The organism is Methylocystis suflitae (genome assembly GCF_024448135.1).
Lineage (GTDB): Bacteria > Pseudomonadota > Alphaproteobacteria > Rhizobiales > Beijerinckiaceae > Methylocystis > Methylocystis suflitae.
Genome location: NZ_JAMRYX010000071.1, coordinates 63,782 through 78,455 on the forward strand (window position 1 = coordinate 63,782; position 14,674 = coordinate 78,455).

Annotated in this window: 14 protein-coding genes; 8 read left to right on the forward strand and 6 right to left on the reverse strand. The window is 63.8% G+C overall.

Annotated elements, in window-relative coordinates; translation table 11 throughout:
• Positions 1-51: 51 nt before the first annotated feature.
• Positions 52-786: a lipoyl(octanoyl) transferase LipB gene (gene lipB, locus NEI07_RS05980; RefSeq protein WP_407659853.1), complete on the forward strand. Its 735-nt coding sequence runs from the start codon at positions 52-54 to the stop codon at positions 784-786.
• Here the strand turns inward: lipB and bioB are convergent.
• Together bioB and NEI07_RS05990 are read right to left on the reverse strand one after the other, a co-directional pair.
• Entirely contained in the window at positions 783-1,766 is a 984-nt protein-coding gene (bioB, locus tag NEI07_RS05985; protein WP_256033365.1) for a biotin synthase BioB, read from the reverse strand. The genes lipB and bioB overlap by 4 nt on opposite strands.
• Positions 1,763-2,302: a PTS sugar transporter subunit IIA gene (locus tag NEI07_RS05990; protein WP_256033367.1), complete on the reverse strand. Its 540-nt coding sequence runs from the start codon at positions 2,300-2,302 to the stop codon at positions 1,763-1,765. Before NEI07_RS05990 ends, bioB begins: the two co-directional genes overlap by 4 nt.
• Positions 2,303-2,493: 191 nt before the next feature.
• Between NEI07_RS05990 and NEI07_RS05995 the strand changes: the two genes are divergently transcribed.
• Together NEI07_RS05995 and ppc are read left to right on the forward strand one after the other, a co-directional pair.
• On the forward strand, positions 2,494-2,781 hold the full coding sequence (locus NEI07_RS05995) for a hypothetical protein (protein ID WP_256033368.1): 288 nt from the start codon (positions 2,494-2,496) through the stop codon (positions 2,779-2,781).
• A 128-nt stretch (positions 2,782-2,909) separates the two neighbouring features.
• Positions 2,910-5,720, forward strand: a complete 2,811-nt coding sequence (gene ppc, locus NEI07_RS06000) for a phosphoenolpyruvate carboxylase (RefSeq protein ID WP_256033369.1) — start codon at positions 2,910-2,912, stop codon at positions 5,718-5,720.
• Positions 5,721-5,768: 48 nt separating this feature from the next.
• On the opposite strand, the gene NEI07_RS06005 is transcribed toward ppc, so the two are convergent.
• Positions 5,769-6,734: an alpha/beta fold hydrolase gene (locus NEI07_RS06005; RefSeq protein ID WP_256033370.1), complete on the reverse strand. Its 966-nt coding sequence runs from the start codon at positions 6,732-6,734 to the stop codon at positions 5,769-5,771.
• 297 nt (positions 6,735-7,031) lie between these two features.
• On the opposite strand from NEI07_RS06005, the gene NEI07_RS06010 reads away from it, so the two are divergent.
• Positions 7,032-7,370 (forward strand): rhodanese-like domain-containing protein, encoded by a 339-nt coding sequence (locus NEI07_RS06010; RefSeq protein ID WP_256033371.1) that lies wholly within the window; start codon positions 7,032-7,034, stop codon positions 7,368-7,370.
• 27 nt (positions 7,371-7,397) lie between these two features.
• Here NEI07_RS06010 and coxB read toward each other — a convergent pair whose 3' ends face one another.
• Both coxB and NEI07_RS06020 read right to left on the reverse strand, forming a co-directional pair.
• Positions 7,398-8,375, reverse strand: a complete 978-nt coding sequence (gene coxB / locus NEI07_RS06015) for a cytochrome c oxidase subunit II (protein WP_256033386.1) — start codon at positions 8,373-8,375, stop codon at positions 7,398-7,400.
• Positions 8,376-8,385: 10 nt separating this feature from the next.
• Positions 8,386-9,543 carry a c-type cytochrome gene (locus NEI07_RS06020; RefSeq protein WP_256033372.1) on the reverse strand — a complete coding sequence of 386 codons (1,158 nt, stop codon included), beginning with the start codon at positions 9,541-9,543 and terminating at the stop codon, positions 8,386-8,388.
• Between the two features lie 294 nt (positions 9,544-9,837).
• Between NEI07_RS06020 and NEI07_RS06025 the strand changes: the two genes are divergently transcribed.
• The 4 genes from NEI07_RS06025 to NEI07_RS06040 are packed head-to-tail and all read left to right on the forward strand — an operon-like array spanning position 9,838 to position 13,404.
• On the forward strand, positions 9,838-10,578 hold the full coding sequence (locus NEI07_RS06025) for a class I SAM-dependent methyltransferase (protein ID WP_256033374.1): 741 nt from the start codon (positions 9,838-9,840) through the stop codon (positions 10,576-10,578).
• Between the two features lie 53 nt (positions 10,579-10,631).
• On the forward strand, positions 10,632-11,309 hold the full coding sequence (locus NEI07_RS06030) for a transaldolase family protein (protein ID WP_256033376.1): 678 nt from the start codon (positions 10,632-10,634) through the stop codon (positions 11,307-11,309).
• 37 nt (positions 11,310-11,346) lie between these two features.
• Positions 11,347-11,781, forward strand: coding sequence for a sorbitol dehydrogenase family protein (locus NEI07_RS06035; RefSeq protein WP_256033378.1), 435 nt, complete (start codon positions 11,347-11,349; stop codon positions 11,779-11,781).
• Positions 11,782-11,790: 9 nt separating this feature from the next.
• Positions 11,791-13,404: a GMC family oxidoreductase gene (locus tag NEI07_RS06040; protein ID WP_256033380.1), complete on the forward strand. Its 1,614-nt coding sequence runs from the start codon at positions 11,791-11,793 to the stop codon at positions 13,402-13,404.
• Between the two features lie 21 nt (positions 13,405-13,425).
• On the opposite strand, the gene NEI07_RS06045 is transcribed toward NEI07_RS06040, so the two are convergent.
• Entirely contained in the window at positions 13,426-14,535 is a 1,110-nt protein-coding gene (locus NEI07_RS06045) for a glycerol dehydrogenase (protein ID WP_256033381.1), read from the reverse strand.
• Positions 14,536-14,674 lie beyond the last annotated feature (139 nt).

Below are 14,674 nucleotides of genomic sequence, written 5' to 3' on the forward strand. Positions count from 1 at the left end.
AGCATGTTATATATATCTACCGCCTGGCCGAAGCGAGATCCGAGTGAGGCGATGAGCGAAGCCGCCTGCCCTCCTGCGCCCGCCGCTGACACGGCGATGCGCGCGCCTATAGGCGCGCCGCCGGTTGAATGGCGCGTCAGCGACGATCTCGTCCCCTATGAGGAAGCTGTGGCCTTTATGGAAGCGCGCGCCGCGGCGATCGCTGCGGGCGAGGCGCGCGAATGCGTCTGGCTGCTGGAACACCCGCCGATCTATACCGGCGGCTCCTCGGCGAAAGAGCAGGATCTGCTCGAGGCGCGCTTTCCCGTCTATCGCACCGGACGCGGCGGGCAATTCACCTATCACGGGCCAAAGCAGCGCGTCGCCTATGTGATGCTCGATCTGACGCGCCGCCGGCGCGACGTGCGCGCCCTGGTCTGCGCGCTTGAATCATGGATCATCGCGACGCTCGCCGATTTCGGCGTCACGGGCGAGCGGCGCGCCGGGCGCGTCGGCGTCTGGGTCGAGCGGCCCGAGAAGTCCAAAGGACGGGACGGCGAAATGGCGGAAGACAAGATCGCCGCCATCGGCGTGCGCCTGCGGCAATGGGTGAGCTTTCACGGCGTCGCGCTCAATGTCGCGCCGGATCTGACGCATTTTTCCGGCATTGCGCCCTGCGGCGTGCGCGACGCGCATCTTGGCGTCACGAGCCTTGCGGATCTCGGCGTCGCGGCGGAGATGCGTGCCGTCGACGCCGCGCTGCGCAGGAATTTCGAGGCGATCTTCGGCGCGACGGACGACGTCTAGGACGCGGCGGGGGCGCACGCCTCGCGCGCCGCAAGCGCGGCGAAGAGCGCATCGTCTTCATTGACGCCGGCGTTGCCCGTCGTCAGCAACTTCTCGCCATAGAAGATCGAATTGGCGCCGGCGACGAGGCAGAGAATTTGCGCTTCGCGCGACAGCGAAGAGCGGCCGGCCGAGAGCCGCACCCGCGCCTTTGGCATCACGATGCGCGTCGTCGCGATCATGCGCACGAGATCGAGCGGGTCAATCTGCGTGCGCCCGGCGAGCGGCGTGCCTTCGACGGCGACCAGCGCATTGATCGGCACGCTTTCCGGATGCGGATCAAACGACGCCAGCGTCTGCAACATGCCGGCGCGATCTTTCACGCTTTCGCCCATGCCGATGATGCCGCCGCAGCACATCTCCAGCCCCGCGCCGCGCACCGCCTTGAGCGTGTCGAGACGGTCCTGATAGCTGCGCGTGGTGATGATCTCGCCGTAGAATTCAGGGCCGGTGTCGAGATTATGGTTGTAGGCGGTGAGCCCCGCGTCGACGAGGCGCTTCGCTTGCGACTCGTTGATCATGCCGAGCGTGACGCAGGCCTCCATGCCGAGCGCGCGCACGCCGCGCACCATGTCGAGCACGGCGTCAAAGCGCTTGCCTTCGGGCGCGGAGCGCCAGGCGGCGCCCATGCAGAAACGATCGGCGCCGGCCTCTCTGGCGGTCTTTGCGGCGCCGAGCACGTCGGCCGTCTCCATCAGATCGACGCGGTCGAGCTTCACTTCGCGGTGATGCGCCGATTGCGGGCAATAGGAGCAGTCTTCCGGACAGCCGCCGGTTTTGATCGACAGCAGCGCCGCCTTCTGCACGTCATTGACGTCGTGAAAGCGCCGATGAACGGCGTTCGCCTGCGCGACGAGATCGAGCAGCGGCTGATCATGGATGGCGACGATCTCTTCGACGCGCCAGTCGTAGCGCAAGGAGAAATCCGCGGGCGCGTTCACGCCGGACCTCCGGCGTCGCGGCTTTGCGAACGATGCTGGGAGCGCGCAGCGAGTTTGCGCTGCGGCGGCGGCGGCGCGTCAGACGTCTCCTCGGCGCGCGTCGCGCTCTTTCGCCCGCCGCGCAGAGCGGCATAAGCGACGAAAAGCGCCATCGCGACGTCGAACGCCGCATTGGCGACCACGAAGGGCGCGGGGGCGAATTGCGAGGCGGCGCCGATATAGTGAAAGTAAATCGCATAGAGCGGATGCAGCGCGAGGCCTGCGACGACCCACCAGGGCGAGCCGATGATCGCCATGCCGGCGAGCGTGCCGAAGACGGCGACGCCGGTCATTTCGAAGCCGACCCAAGGGCCAGGCTCCTCAGCGCGAAAGGCGAAGCCGACATAAAGGAAGCACAGCGCGATCAGCGCATAGGCGGCGATGCGCTGGACGGCCGCGCCCGACCATTTGCAGAATGCGAGAAGGCCCAAGGCAAAGACCAGGCCGACCCCGGCGAAGATTAGAATTTCGGTTGTGTCGAGCATGGCTTTGACCATTAGCGCCGCAAAGTGCGGAGATTAGGCGGATCGCATCGTCGCCGGACGTCTATAAGCGGCCGAGCCGCCTCGAACAAGTGCCGCGGACTCGGGCGCTACGGCGCGCGCATCCGCCTCTTGTCAAACGATCCTGGCTGACGCAGTTTCGGCGTTGAACGTTGCGGTTCGCAATAGTGGCGGCGAGGTTTCTAATGAGAACAGCCATATCCCTTGCGCTTCTCTGCGCGATGAGCGGCGCTACGCCTGCGCTCGCCGTGAACACTTGGGCGGGCAACACGGCCGATGATATGGCCGTCGAGCAGGACGCCTGCGCTTTCGACGCTGACCGCTTCTGCGGCGGCAACACCGTCTTCATTTTCGAGATGGAAAATTGCCTTAAGCGATATATGCCGTATCTGTCGCGACCTTGCCGCAAGCAGCTCACTCCCACCGACTTTCGCAAGTATCACCGCGAAGAGCCGGATCTCTTCGGCTTTTAGGCGCCCCCGACAGCTTTCGGCGCCGCAAATCCGCCAAAGCCCCGGCGCATCGAAAACGCGTCCGAAGCCTGCTATAGCTGCCTGAGAGGCGCCTTGAGGCGCGGAAGGTTTAAAGGTCGCGACATATCATGCAGCTCGAGGCGCAGGCGCAGGAAAATCCCGTTACGACCGCTCCGGCGGCGGGCGCCGATTCCGAAGCCTTGAAGGGCGACGAATCCCTCATCGAGGACATTCGCCTTCTGGGGCGCCTGCTCGGCGACGCGGTTCGCGAACATGAAGGAACCGCGGCCTTCGAACGCATCGAGACGATCCGGCGGCTCTCGGTCGCCGCAAGCCGCAACCTGGACGCCGAAGCCGACAGGAATCTCGACGCGCTGCTGCGCGCTCTGACGGCGGAAGAGGCGCGCACCGTTATTCGCGCCTTCAGCTATTTCTCGCATCTTGCGAATATCGCCGAAGACCTGCATCCGCTGCAGCAACGCGCCCGCGCCCAGGCGAGCGGCGCCTTCACCGGCGCGCCGAGCCTCGCCACGACCTTCGCGCGTCTGCGCAAGGCCGCCGTCGGCGCCGGCAAGATCGCTCAGGCGCTGGCGCGCGGCTGGATTTCGCCGGTGCTGACCGCGCATCCGACGGAAGTGCGCCGCAAGAGCCTGCTCGACGCCGAACACGCGATCTTCAAACTGCTCGCCGCGCGCGAACATATGCGCGGCAAGGCCGAGCGCACGCAAAACGAGATGCAGCTTCGCGCCCGCGTCTCTCAGCTCTGGCAGACCGAGCTGTTGCGTCATTCGCGCTTGACCGTGCGCGACGAAATCGAGAACACGCTAAGCTATTATCGCAGCACCTTCCTGCGCGAGATCCCGCGCCTTTACGCCGACATCGAACAGCGTCTCGACGGACTGCGCGTCCCGCCGTTCCTGCGCATGGGCGCCTGGGTCGGCGGCGACCGTGACGGCAATCCGAATGTGACGGCGGAGTCGCTTTCGACCGCGCTGCGCATGCAGTGCGAAACCGTGCTGCGCTTTTATCTCATCGAAGTGCATGAGCTCGGCGCGGAACTTTCGATTTCGCGGCGTTACGCCGGCTGCACCAAGGCGCTCGAAGCGCTTGCGGCCCGCTCGGGCGACGACAATCCGCATCGCGACGACGAGCCCTATCGCCGCGCGCTCATCGGCGTCTATTCGCGTCTCGCCGGCACGCTGGAGAAGCTGACCGGCGGCCAGGCGGCGCGCCACGCCGTGGCGCCGGGCGAGCCCTACGCCAACTCATGGGCGCTGCTCGCCGATCTCGTCACCATCGATGAATCGTTGCGCGTGCATCACAGCGAAGTCATCGCCACGCAGCGGCTCGAGCCGCTGATCCGCGCCGTCGAAGTCTTCGGCTTTCACCTTGCGACGCTCGATTTGCGGCAGAGCTCCGACCGCCACGAAGAAACCATCGCCGAGCTTCTCAGCGCCGCGCGCGTCGTCGACGATTACGCCGCGCTTCCGGAAGCCGAAAAGCAGCAGTTGCTGCTGAGGCTGCTCAGCGATCCGCGGCCGGTGCGCCTGCCGGGCGCGATATACAGCGACCGCGCCACGAGCGAATTGACGATCATGGAACGCGCGCTCGAGATGCGACGGCTCTATGGCGATGAAGCGATACGCCATTACATCATCAGCCACACTGAAACGGTCAGCGACCTTCTCGAAGTGCTGCTGCTGCAAAAGGAATGCGGCTTGATGCGCGGCACGCTCGATCCGCGCGACGCTCAGCGCGTCATCGCCGATCTCATCATCGTGCCGCTTTTTGAAACGATCGACGATTTGCGCAACGCCGCGCCGATCATGCAGGAATTTTATGCGCTTCCTGGCATCCTCAAGCTCGTCGTCAATTCCGGCGGGCAGCAGGACGTCATGCTCGGCTATTCCGACTCCAACAAGGACGGCGGGATCTTAACGAGCATCTGGGAGCTGTACCGCGCCTCAACGGCGCTCGCGGAGTTTTTCGCCTCGGCGCCGAACGTCGCGCTGCGGCTTTTCCATGGGCGCGGCGGAACCGTCGGACGCGGCGGCGGACCGAGCTACGACGCCATTCTCGCGCAGCCGCCTGGCACGGTGAACGGGCAGATCCGCCTGACCGAGCAGGGCGAAGTCATCGCGGCGAAATACGCCAATCCGCAGATCGGCCACGTCAATCTCGAACTGCTCGTCGCCGCGACGCTGGAAGCGACGCTGCTCTCCGCGCACAAGACTCCGGCGCCAGAGTTCTTGGAAGCTGCTGAAGAATTATCGCAGGCCGGCATGGCCGCTTATCGCGGCCTTGTCTATGGGACCGATGGTTTCGTCGATTTCTTCTTTTCTTCGACGCCGATTTCGGAAATCGCCTCGCTCAACATCGGCTCGCGTCCCGCCTCGCGCAAACCTTCGCGCCGCATTGAAGATTTGCGCGCGATCCCGTGGAGCTTTTCCTGGGCGCAGGCGCGCGTCGCGCTGCCGGGCTGGTACGGCTTTGGTTCGGCGATCGCGCATTTCATCGAGACGGACGAGACAGCGCGGCTCGCGCTCTTGCGCCGGATGAGCGAGGAATGGCCGTTCTTTCGCGCGCTGCTCTCGAATATCGACATGATACTCTCCAAGACCGACATGTCGATCGCGCATCATTATGCCGGACTGGTCGAGGACAAGGCGCTTGCCGCGCGCATTTTCGGCATGATCGAGGCGGAGCATGCGCGCGCGAATGACGCGCTCGAAAAGCTTCTCGGCTCCAAGGAGCGGCTCGCGGACAATCCGACGCTCGCGCGATCGCTCCGGCACCGCTTCCCCTATATCGCGCCGCTCAACTATCTGCAGGTCGAATTGATCCGCCGCCATCGCGCGGGAGAGCGCGGCGAAGACATTCGCGAAGGCATCCTGATGTCGATCAACGGCATTGCGGCGGGCTTGCGCAATACGGGTTAACCCAGTCTCGCAGAGCGCTCCTGCACGTTCGGGAATCCCGCAACGCCGTTAAGCGGACAGGAACCCCTCAATCTGCGCGCAAAATTGCTCCGGCGCTTCGTCCGCGACGAAGTGGCCGCTGTCGTCCACGATCACAGACCTTAAATTCATCGCCTGCGGCCGGAGCGCGTCCGCGAGCCTTTCACCAACGCCGTGTCGTCCTGCGATCGCTAGCACCGGCATGTCGAGCTTGCGGCACTTCAAGGATGCGGCCGCGGCGGCGTCATCTTTGAGCGCCCGGTAATAGTTGAATCCCGCCGTCATGCCGCCCTCCGAAGCGTAATGTCTGGCGAATTCGGCGATCGCGTTTTCCGGAACCGCATCCTTCCTATGAGACCAGGCGCGGATCTGCGCCGCGATATAATCGCGCTCGCGGCCCTTGGTCAGCATTTCCGGAAAATCGGGCGCCATGTGAAATCCGTAGTGCCAAGCGCCGCCGCGCAACGAGTCCATGTTCTCCGTGCCTGGAATCAGACAATCCACCAGAACGAGCTTTTCGACATGCTCAGGGTGAAGATGGGCGAGCATGAAGGCGGTCTTCCCGCCCATATCGTGGCCAATGACATGGGCGCGTCCTCCCGCCGCCTCGTCGATGAGGGCGCGAACGTCGCCCGCGATGGTTTTCTTGTCGTATCCCGCGGCAGTTCGCTCGGACAAGCCTAGGCCGCGCAGATCGGGGGCGATGAGGGCGAACCGCGCGCGAAGGCGCTCCATCGTGCCGCGCCACGCAAACCAGGTCTGCGGCCAACCGTGAAGCAAAACCACATTGGGGCCGGCGCCGACGCGCACATAATGCAGCTTGACGCCATTGACGCGCGCAAAGAGGCTCTCGCCGCCCTCAGGCAGCAGCAGTGCGCCGCCGCCATCCGCCGCGGCTGGCGAACGCGTCTCGCTCGCGGTGGGCGCAGCGGACGCCGTTGCGCCAGCCGCGAGAGTCGACGCTCCAAGAAGAAAGGCGCGGCGTTCCATGCTCATGATTCGTGTTTCCTATGAATAGGGGCAATGGAGAGGATTAAGTCTCGGCAACCTAAAATGCCCGCCATGCGCAACATTTAAAAGTCAGACTTTTTCGTGTGGCGGCTGGCCCGGCGGGCGGCGCGCCAGCCAACCGGATCGTTTCTGCGCTGAAGAGTCGAGGAAACAATTGGCGCCCCAAACATGGTATAGATATTGCGCGTCGTCAGACCGCAAATTAACAAGTTGGCCGCAGGGATTTCGGTTGGGCAGCGCCCAGGAATCTTACGCCGGCCATATCGAAGGGGGTTAAACGTCATGAGCGCAGGCAATCAGTTCAACGACATCAGTCTGGAAGAGTTGAAGTCAGGACTTGCATCAGGGCGGGTCTTGCTTGTCGACGTGCGAGAGGCTGACGAATATGCGGCGGGCCACATCGCCGGCGCGCTGTTCAATCCGCTGTCGAAATTCGATCCGAGCAAGCTGCCGGTCGCAGGCGAGGGCCAGCAAGTGGTCATTTATTGCCGCTCCGGCAAGCGCTCGGTGTCGGCGATGGAGCAGGCGAGGCTCTTGGGCCGTCGCGACGCCAATACGCATTTTGGCGGCGGCATTCTCGCCTGGCTCAACGCCGGCGAACCTGTCGTCCCGGGCATGTAAAAGACGCGCCCAGACAGCGGCGCAGCTTCAACGCAGGCTCGCGAGATAGCGCGACAGAGCGAGCAGTTCGCTTCCGCTGAAGATGTCAAAGGCCGGCATCAGATTGCCGGGCTTGATGTCTTGATTATGCGTGATCCATCGCGCGATGGAGGCTTCGTTCGTCGCGAGGATCGCGGCGCCAATCGAGATCCTGCCGCCCACATGCGTAAGATCGGGTCCGAGCCGGCCGGCCGCAGGCGTTCCGCGGATTGTGTGGCACGCGCCGCAGCCATGCGAAAGAAACAGCGCCTTGCCCTCTCGCGTCTCCTGCGTTGTGGGCTCCCGCGCAGGCTGAAACTCCCGTAATCGCCATTCGTCATATTCATTCTGCGGCATCGCCACGACGTCGAACGCCATCAGCGCATGCGCCCCGCCGCAATATTCCGCGCATTGGCCCCTGCTCACGCCAGCTTTCTCGGCGCTCAGCGTCAGCGCGGTCTTGCGGCCGGGAATCATATCGAGCTTGCCGGCCAATTTCGGCGCCCAGAAACTATGGATGACGTTGTCGCTCGTAAGTTCGATCTCGACCGCGCGACCCAGCGGAATGCGCAACTCATTGGCGCTCTCGACCGCAGAGCCGGCGTCGTCGCGATAGACGACGCGCCACCACCAGCGCTCGCCCGCCACCTCTATTCGAACCGGACTCGCCGCCATCTTTCCCGGCCCCGCGCCGACCATAACCAGTCCGTAGGCGAGGAGCGCGGAGAGCGTAACGACGGGGAAGACCAGCCCGCCGGCAAGCACGACAGTATCGCCGGCCAGGAACGCCCGGCGGCGCGGCGGCGCAAATAGCGCGATCGCCGTCAGAAGAGCAACCACGAGCACGATGGCGCCGCTCCCCGCGACCATGACCCAGAAGAGTTGCGCAACATGTTGCGCCTGCGGTCCGGTCGGCGCGAGCGTCGATTGAACGCCCTCGCATCCCGCCAGCAGCACGCAGGCCGGAGCGGCGCGCGCGATGCGCAAAAATCGCTTTCTATCGCGCACGCGGGCCTCCACGCCGAGGCGGCGGGATGGGCCGTTCCGGCCTTTCCGCGGTTGGCGCCGCGACGCTCGCGAAATAGGCAGCGACGTCTCGCGCCTGCGCGTCGGTCAGACGCGAAGCGATCGTCCCCATGATCGCTCCATATCCCGACTTTTTGCGCAGTCCGCGTTTCCAGATTTCGATCTGGCCCACGATATAGGGCGCGTATTGGCCGTCGAGCTTGGGAAAGGACGGCGCGCGTGTGTCGCCATGGCAAACCAGACAGGGCGGGACGCCCGATTCCGCGACGCCTTTGGTCGCGATTTCTTTGCCGCGCGCAATCTGATCGGCGTTCGGCGCTATCGGCGTCGCGCTCGGCGCCGGGTCCGCCGCGCGCGCATAATATTCACTCAGCGCCGTGATCGCGGCGGCGTCCAGCGCCACGGCGATCGGCTCCATGATGCCGCTCGGCCTCGAACCGCTGGCGAAATCGCGCAGCGCGCGTTCGACATAGGCCTGCGACTGTCCGGCGAGGCGGGGCACGAGCGCGCTTTTGGGCTGCGCATCGCCACGATGGCAGCGCACGCATCGGGTCAGCGCCTCCATCGTCATGCCGTTCCGGGCGATCTCAGCGCCATCATTCGGCCGCGCATCGGGGTCGCCGATGGCGAACAGCCGATATTGGCTCGCGCTCATCTGCGGAAGGGCGCGCAGAAAAGCGACAACGGCCCACACTTCGTCGTCGCGTTGCTGCGCGACCCACGCCGGCATTCCAGTAAACTTCAGGCCATGCTTGACGATCCAGAAGAGCTGCTCTGTCGACCAGTTGGATGCGGCGCGGTTGAGTTCGGGCGGCGCTGGGAGCATGCGATCAACGATCGGGTCGTTGTGCCCCCCCGGCGCGCCATGGCAAGGCGCGCAGCCTCCGTCGAAATGGCCCGCGCCGAGGATCACCAGATTTTTATCCTCGAGCGTCGGCGGCGTGATGGAGGCGCTGTGCGTCTCGACGGAACGCCGCAAACCGAAGTCCAGGAACCAGCGCGTGAGCGCCCAATGAGGCTGGCTGGCTGCGACGTTGTAGAGACCCGACCAAGCGAAGAACAGGACGGCCAAAGCTAGAACGAGGGCGACCCCGACGCCGGCGAGCAGAGATTTTCCGACGAACGCCACCTGGCGTCACCGCCGCGCTGCGCCGGCGCATCGGGCGCCAGCTGCGTTTGACTGTTCGGTTCTCTCCATATCGATCTCCGCACGTGGCGCTAGCCTCGCAGCGTCGTCGACGCAGTAGCGTCCGTAAGAGAGATAGGGTTGCAGCGCGAAGCGATCAGCTCGCAAGCGCGGGCCTCGCCAAATTGCCTCAAGAGCCGTCGCGGCAGCGTTCCCTGGCGAACCCATGGCCACTGTCGAGCTGAAGGAATAAGTTCCAAATCTCGAAGCCTAGCAGCGACTTTCCGGGACATGCGCATGAACGACCAATATCGAACAATCAGCCGGCAATATTCGGCAGCGCGGAAGGATGACCATACGAATTACCTGGAAACGCCAACCGTCCAATCGGTTCTCGGCGATCTTTCAGGCGCGAGCGCCATCGACTACGCATGCGGGACGGGCCATTATTCCCGGCTTCTCAAAAGACTTGGCGCAAAGAATGTGCTCGGCGTGGATCTGTCGCCCGCGATGATTGAAGCCGCGCGGCATGAAGAAAGCCAAAACGCGCTGGGGATCGTTTACGAGGTCGGCGACGCCGCGGCGATGACCGTGTTTGGTTCTTTTGACGTCGCGACCGCCGCCTTTCTGTTCAATTATGCCGAGGACGAGCAGACGCTTGCGCAAATGTTCAGATCTGTAGCGGCGAATGTGATTCCCGACGGCAGATTGGTCGCCGTCGTGCCCAATCCGGACTTCATCAACGGCCGAGATGATACGCTCCCATATGGATTCTTTCTCGAAGAGATCGGTAGCGGCCCGCGGAGCCTACGCATCCGCATGAGTTTTATCGGCGATGAGAAATTCTCGATCCAATTCACGCAATGGAGTCGTCGCGCCTACGAAGACGCGCTGGCGCAGGCAGGGTTTGCTGACGCCGAATGGACGCCCTTCGCCGTGTCTAAGGAAGGAATTGAGCGTTACGGACAAACATTCTGGGACGCCATTCTCGCCAATCCGAAAAGCGTCGTGTTGAGCACAAGGAAAAAGGCTTTGTGAACACGTCCGCGGCGATTACGGTCAAAATCAACAATATTCCGATGTGAGGGCCGATGCTTCTCGTCGATACGGCGGATCAAAACGCGATCCTGGACGCGCTGAAATTTCCGGGCGTGCATGGCTTCACAACCAATCCGGCATTGATCGCCCGCGCCGCCGGCGCGGAAACTTTGTCGTTGGATGAGTACGTCGCCGCGGCGCGCAAGCTCTGCGGAATGTCCGCTGAGATCGGCTCAATTCATCAGCTGATGATCCAGTCGGTTGGAAGCGCAGACGACGCGCTGTGGCAAGCGGCATGTTATATCGACGACCTGAAAGCCGCGCGCGAAAAAAAGCTTTGGATCAAACTTGCGCCGACTGCAACGAGCCTCGCGTGCTGCCGTTCGCTGAAAGACATCGGCTGCGCATCTTTGGCGACAGCGGTATTCACGGCGGCGCAGGCCTATGTCGCGATGGAGGCGGGCGCGGACGGCGTCGCGGTATATCTCGGCAGGCTCATGCGGCATGAAAGAGATTGGGAGAAGCAGCTCGAAAGCGTCGCCGCGATCGTCAAGAGCGCCGAACGGACCTTGCTGCTTGCAAGTTTTCCGGATCGACAAACTGTCGAAGCTGGGCTGCGGTATAGTCACGACATCACGGCGCCGCCGTCCGTTCTCGAAGACTTGCTAACGTCTTCACTGTCGCAGGAAGCGATCAAGGCGTTCGACGCGAAGGTCGTATCGGAGCGCTGAAGCGCTGGCCGGTCCCGGAAATTTTTAAGAAGCAAGAATGCACATGCGCGCAAAGGATCGTGGCGTCTCGCGTCGAAAGCTTCTGATCGGCTGCGCGCTCGGCGCGCTCACGCCCTGCATTGCAAATCGGGCCGGCTTGGCCGAAACCTCCGATCTCGCCGATTTTCTTCGCCTCAGCGCCGAGCTCACTGGACGCACGCGTCTTCAGGTCGATTCGGCTCGGATTTATCTGCAGAGTCTTGGGCTCGATCGCGGCGCATTGAGCAGCATAGACCCTCTACACGATAAAGACTCGGAGCGTCTTGCGCGAAGAATTGTGGCGGATTGGTATTCCGGTCAAACCGTCGACTCTGGACGCATGATTTGCGTCGATTACACGGGCGCGCTGATGTGGGACGCGATGGGATTTGCGCGGCCGGGCGGCATTCCCGGCGAAGCCGCGAGTTGGGCGCTTGCACCGACTAAGGAGTGAGGCGTCCATATGGATATTCATGCCGACATATTGGTCATAGGCTCTGGCGTCGCCGGCGCGTTGGTCGCCTCTCGCGTCGCGCGCAAAGGCGCGAAAGTCATTATTATGGAGGCCGGCCCTCGCGTGGACCGCGCCGCCTCGGTGAGACGATACCAGAGCGCTTCTGCAAAGACTCCCGAGTCGGCCTATGAACAGGCCGCGTTCGCGCCGCATCCCGAAACCGACAAGCCCTATGCGTTCTATGCGCAAAAAGGGCCTCGCCCGTTCAACTCGACCTATTTGCGCCAGGTCGGCGGCACGACGTGGCACTGGCTGGGCTCCGCCATTCGACTGGTTCCCGACGATTTCAAGATGAAATCGCGCTTCGGCCTCGGCGTTGATTGGCCGATCTCATACGCCGATCTCGAGCCATGGTATTGCGCGGCGGAACAGGAACTCGAAGTCGCCGGAGACAATGACGACGATCTTGGCTCGCCGCGCTCCGCGCCCTACCCTTTTCCGCCGATCGCACAGAGCTTCCTCGATCGCGCATGGCGCAGCGCATTGCAGGAGTCCGACTATAAGGTCCGCCCGACTCCGCAGGCGCGCCTCTCGAAGCCGTCCGGCGACCGACCGGCCTGTCACGGCAGCGCCAGCTGCATTCCCATCTGTCCGATCCAAGCGAAATATGACGCGACCATTCACGTCGCGCGCGCCCAATCTCTCGGCGCGCGGCTGCTGACGGAGACCTGCGCCAATTTCATCGAATGCCGCCCGGACGGGCGCGTCGAAGCGGTCAGGTTCATACGATCGGATGGCGCGACCGGACGCGTGTTCGCGCGCGCCGTCTGCATCGCCGGCAACGGCGTCGAGACGCCGCGACTCCTGCTGGCCTCAGCCTCCGAGTCCTTTCCTGGCGGCGTCGCCAATCGCTCGGATCAGCTCGGGCGCAATCTGATGGATCATCCGATTCAGCTCAGCTGGGCCCTTACGCGCCAACCCGTCTGGCCTTACCGCGGACCCGGCGCGACATCGGGGATCGAGAATTATCGCGATCTGAAAGACCGCGGCGCAAATTCGGCTTTGCGATTCGAATTCGGCAATGAAGGGTGGAGCTGGCCGACGGGGGCGCCCGAATCGACCGCGCGCGAACTGGCGCTCGGCGGCCTGCGCGGACAGGCGCTCGACACGGCGCTCAGAGAGCAGACGTCGCGGCACATTCGCGTGGCCGCATTGACGGAGCAATTGCCCTTGGCCAGCAACAGGGTGACGCTGGATAGGACGCACATCGAAAAGACCGGCCTGCCGCGCCCAGCGATCTACTTTCAACTCGACCGCTACACCGAACGCGCGCTCGGCAACGCAAAACATCTGCATGAAGACATGTTTGCAAAAATCGGCGTGGAGGCGTTTTGGCACAAGGACGACGCCCAAGGCGCCGGCCATATCATGGGCACGGCGCGCATGGGCGAAGACGCGGCGACATCGGTGGTCGACAAAAACCTGCGCGCGCACGCGCACCGAAATCTTTTTCTGGTTGGCGCCGCCGTGTTCCCGACCGGCGGAACCGCAAATCCGACGCTCACCATCGCCGCGCTCGCCCTTCGCGCCGCCGACGCCGTTCTTTCTTCCTTGACGGAATAGGCGCGCGCGGGGGCCTGCCTGCTATGAAGCACGCGCCTTGAAGGCGACGCCCATGGAGTCGGCGGCATAAATCGCGTCCATGAGAGTCCCGGCCGTCACCTCAAAGGGTTCATTATGCGCGCTCTCGCCGGCGGCGACGGCGCGCTCGGCGATCGCGCGCGCCGTGTCGCGCGATAGATTTTCGAGCCCGAGTTCGAAAAGCGTGATCGGCAAGCCGACCGAGAGGCAAAATCCCATGGCCTCATCGACCGTCGAACGCGGCCGTCCTTCCAGAACGAGCTGCACCAACGTGCCGAAGGCGACCTTTTCGCCATGCAGCCGATCATGCGTTTCCGGCGCGGCCGTCAGCCCATTGTGGACCGAATGCGCCACCGCAAGGCCGCCCGACTCAAACCCGAGGCCGGAGAGCAGCGTGTTCGCTTCGATGATGCGTTCCAGCGCCGGCGTGATCGACCCTGCCCGCGCCGCGGCGACGGCGGATATCCCGTCGTTGAGGAGCGTTTTGTAACAGAGCTCGGCAATCGCGGCCGCCGCGATTGTGCTCAGGCCCCCAGCGACGTTGTTGCGATGCGCGCGGATCGTGGCGTCCGCTTCGAAAAAAGTGGCGAGCGCATCGCCCATGCCCGAGATCAACAGGCGCACCGGCGCGCGCGCGATGACCGTGCTGTCGACAAGCACGAGATCGGGGTTGCGCCGGTAAAAGAGGCATTTCTCGAACACCCCGTCCTCTGTGTAGACGACCGAAAGCGCGCTGCAGGGCGCGTCGCTCGACGCCGTCGTTGGACAGCAGGCGACGGGAAGCTCAAGTTCCGCGGCGACGGCGCGGGCGGCATCCAATGTCTTGCCGCCGCCGGCGCCGACGATCGACGCGGCCGAGACCCGGCGCGCCGCTTCCTTGCCCCGGGCAATCTCCGCAAAAGAACACTCTCCGCCGAAATCAAGAATCGCATAGTCGAGTCCGGCGGCTTGGAACGTCTCGCGCCATGCGGGCTCCAACGCCCTGCGCGCGGTCGGACTCGCGATGATCAGCGCTTTTCCTGAAATGCCGAGCCTTACCAACTCAGCGGCGAGGACTCTCGTGGCGTCGCGACCCTGAACATATCTCGCGGGAGCGCAGAAAACCTTCAACATGCGGGCCATCCGTCGTCATGCGTGCAAGCGGCGATTTGAGAGCAAATGCGGCCACGACGCAACGCATCGGCTTGGGATCAGCCATCATGCGGGCGAGCGCGGCGGCTAACCCCGGCGCTGCACTCAAGAGGCCGAGTCG

Excerpts from the sequence above, each read along its gene's own strand:
- NEI07_RS06025 (WP_256033374.1), top strand. The coding sequence starts at position 9,838 with ATGAACGACCAATATCGAACAATCAGCCGGCAATATTCGGCAGCGCGG.
- NEI07_RS06030 (WP_256033376.1), top strand. The coding sequence starts at position 10,632 with ATGCTTCTCGTCGATACGGCGGATCAAAACGCGATCCTGGACGCGCTG.
- ppc (WP_256033369.1), top strand. The coding sequence starts at position 2,910 with ATGCAGCTCGAGGCGCAGGCGCAGGAAAATCCCGTTACGACCGCTCCG.
- NEI07_RS05990 (WP_256033367.1), bottom strand. The coding sequence starts at position 2,302 with ATGGTCAAAGCCATGCTCGACACAACCGAAATTCTAATCTTCGCCGGG.
- NEI07_RS05995 (WP_256033368.1), top strand. The coding sequence starts at position 2,494 with ATGAGAACAGCCATATCCCTTGCGCTTCTCTGCGCGATGAGCGGCGCT.
- NEI07_RS06040 (WP_256033380.1), top strand. The coding sequence starts at position 11,791 with ATGGATATTCATGCCGACATATTGGTCATAGGCTCTGGCGTCGCCGGC.
- lipB (WP_407659853.1), top strand. The coding sequence starts at position 52 with ATGAGCGAAGCCGCCTGCCCTCCTGCGCCCGCCGCTGACACGGCGATG.
- NEI07_RS06005 (WP_256033370.1), bottom strand. The coding sequence starts at position 6,734 with ATGAGCATGGAACGCCGCGCCTTTCTTCTTGGAGCGTCGACTCTCGCG.
- NEI07_RS06010 (WP_256033371.1), top strand. The coding sequence starts at position 7,032 with ATGAGCGCAGGCAATCAGTTCAACGACATCAGTCTGGAAGAGTTGAAG.
- NEI07_RS06035 (WP_256033378.1), top strand. The coding sequence starts at position 11,347 with ATGCACATGCGCGCAAAGGATCGTGGCGTCTCGCGTCGAAAGCTTCTG.
- NEI07_RS06045 (WP_256033381.1), bottom strand. The coding sequence starts at position 14,535 with ATGTTGAAGGTTTTCTGCGCTCCCGCGAGATATGTTCAGGGTCGCGAC.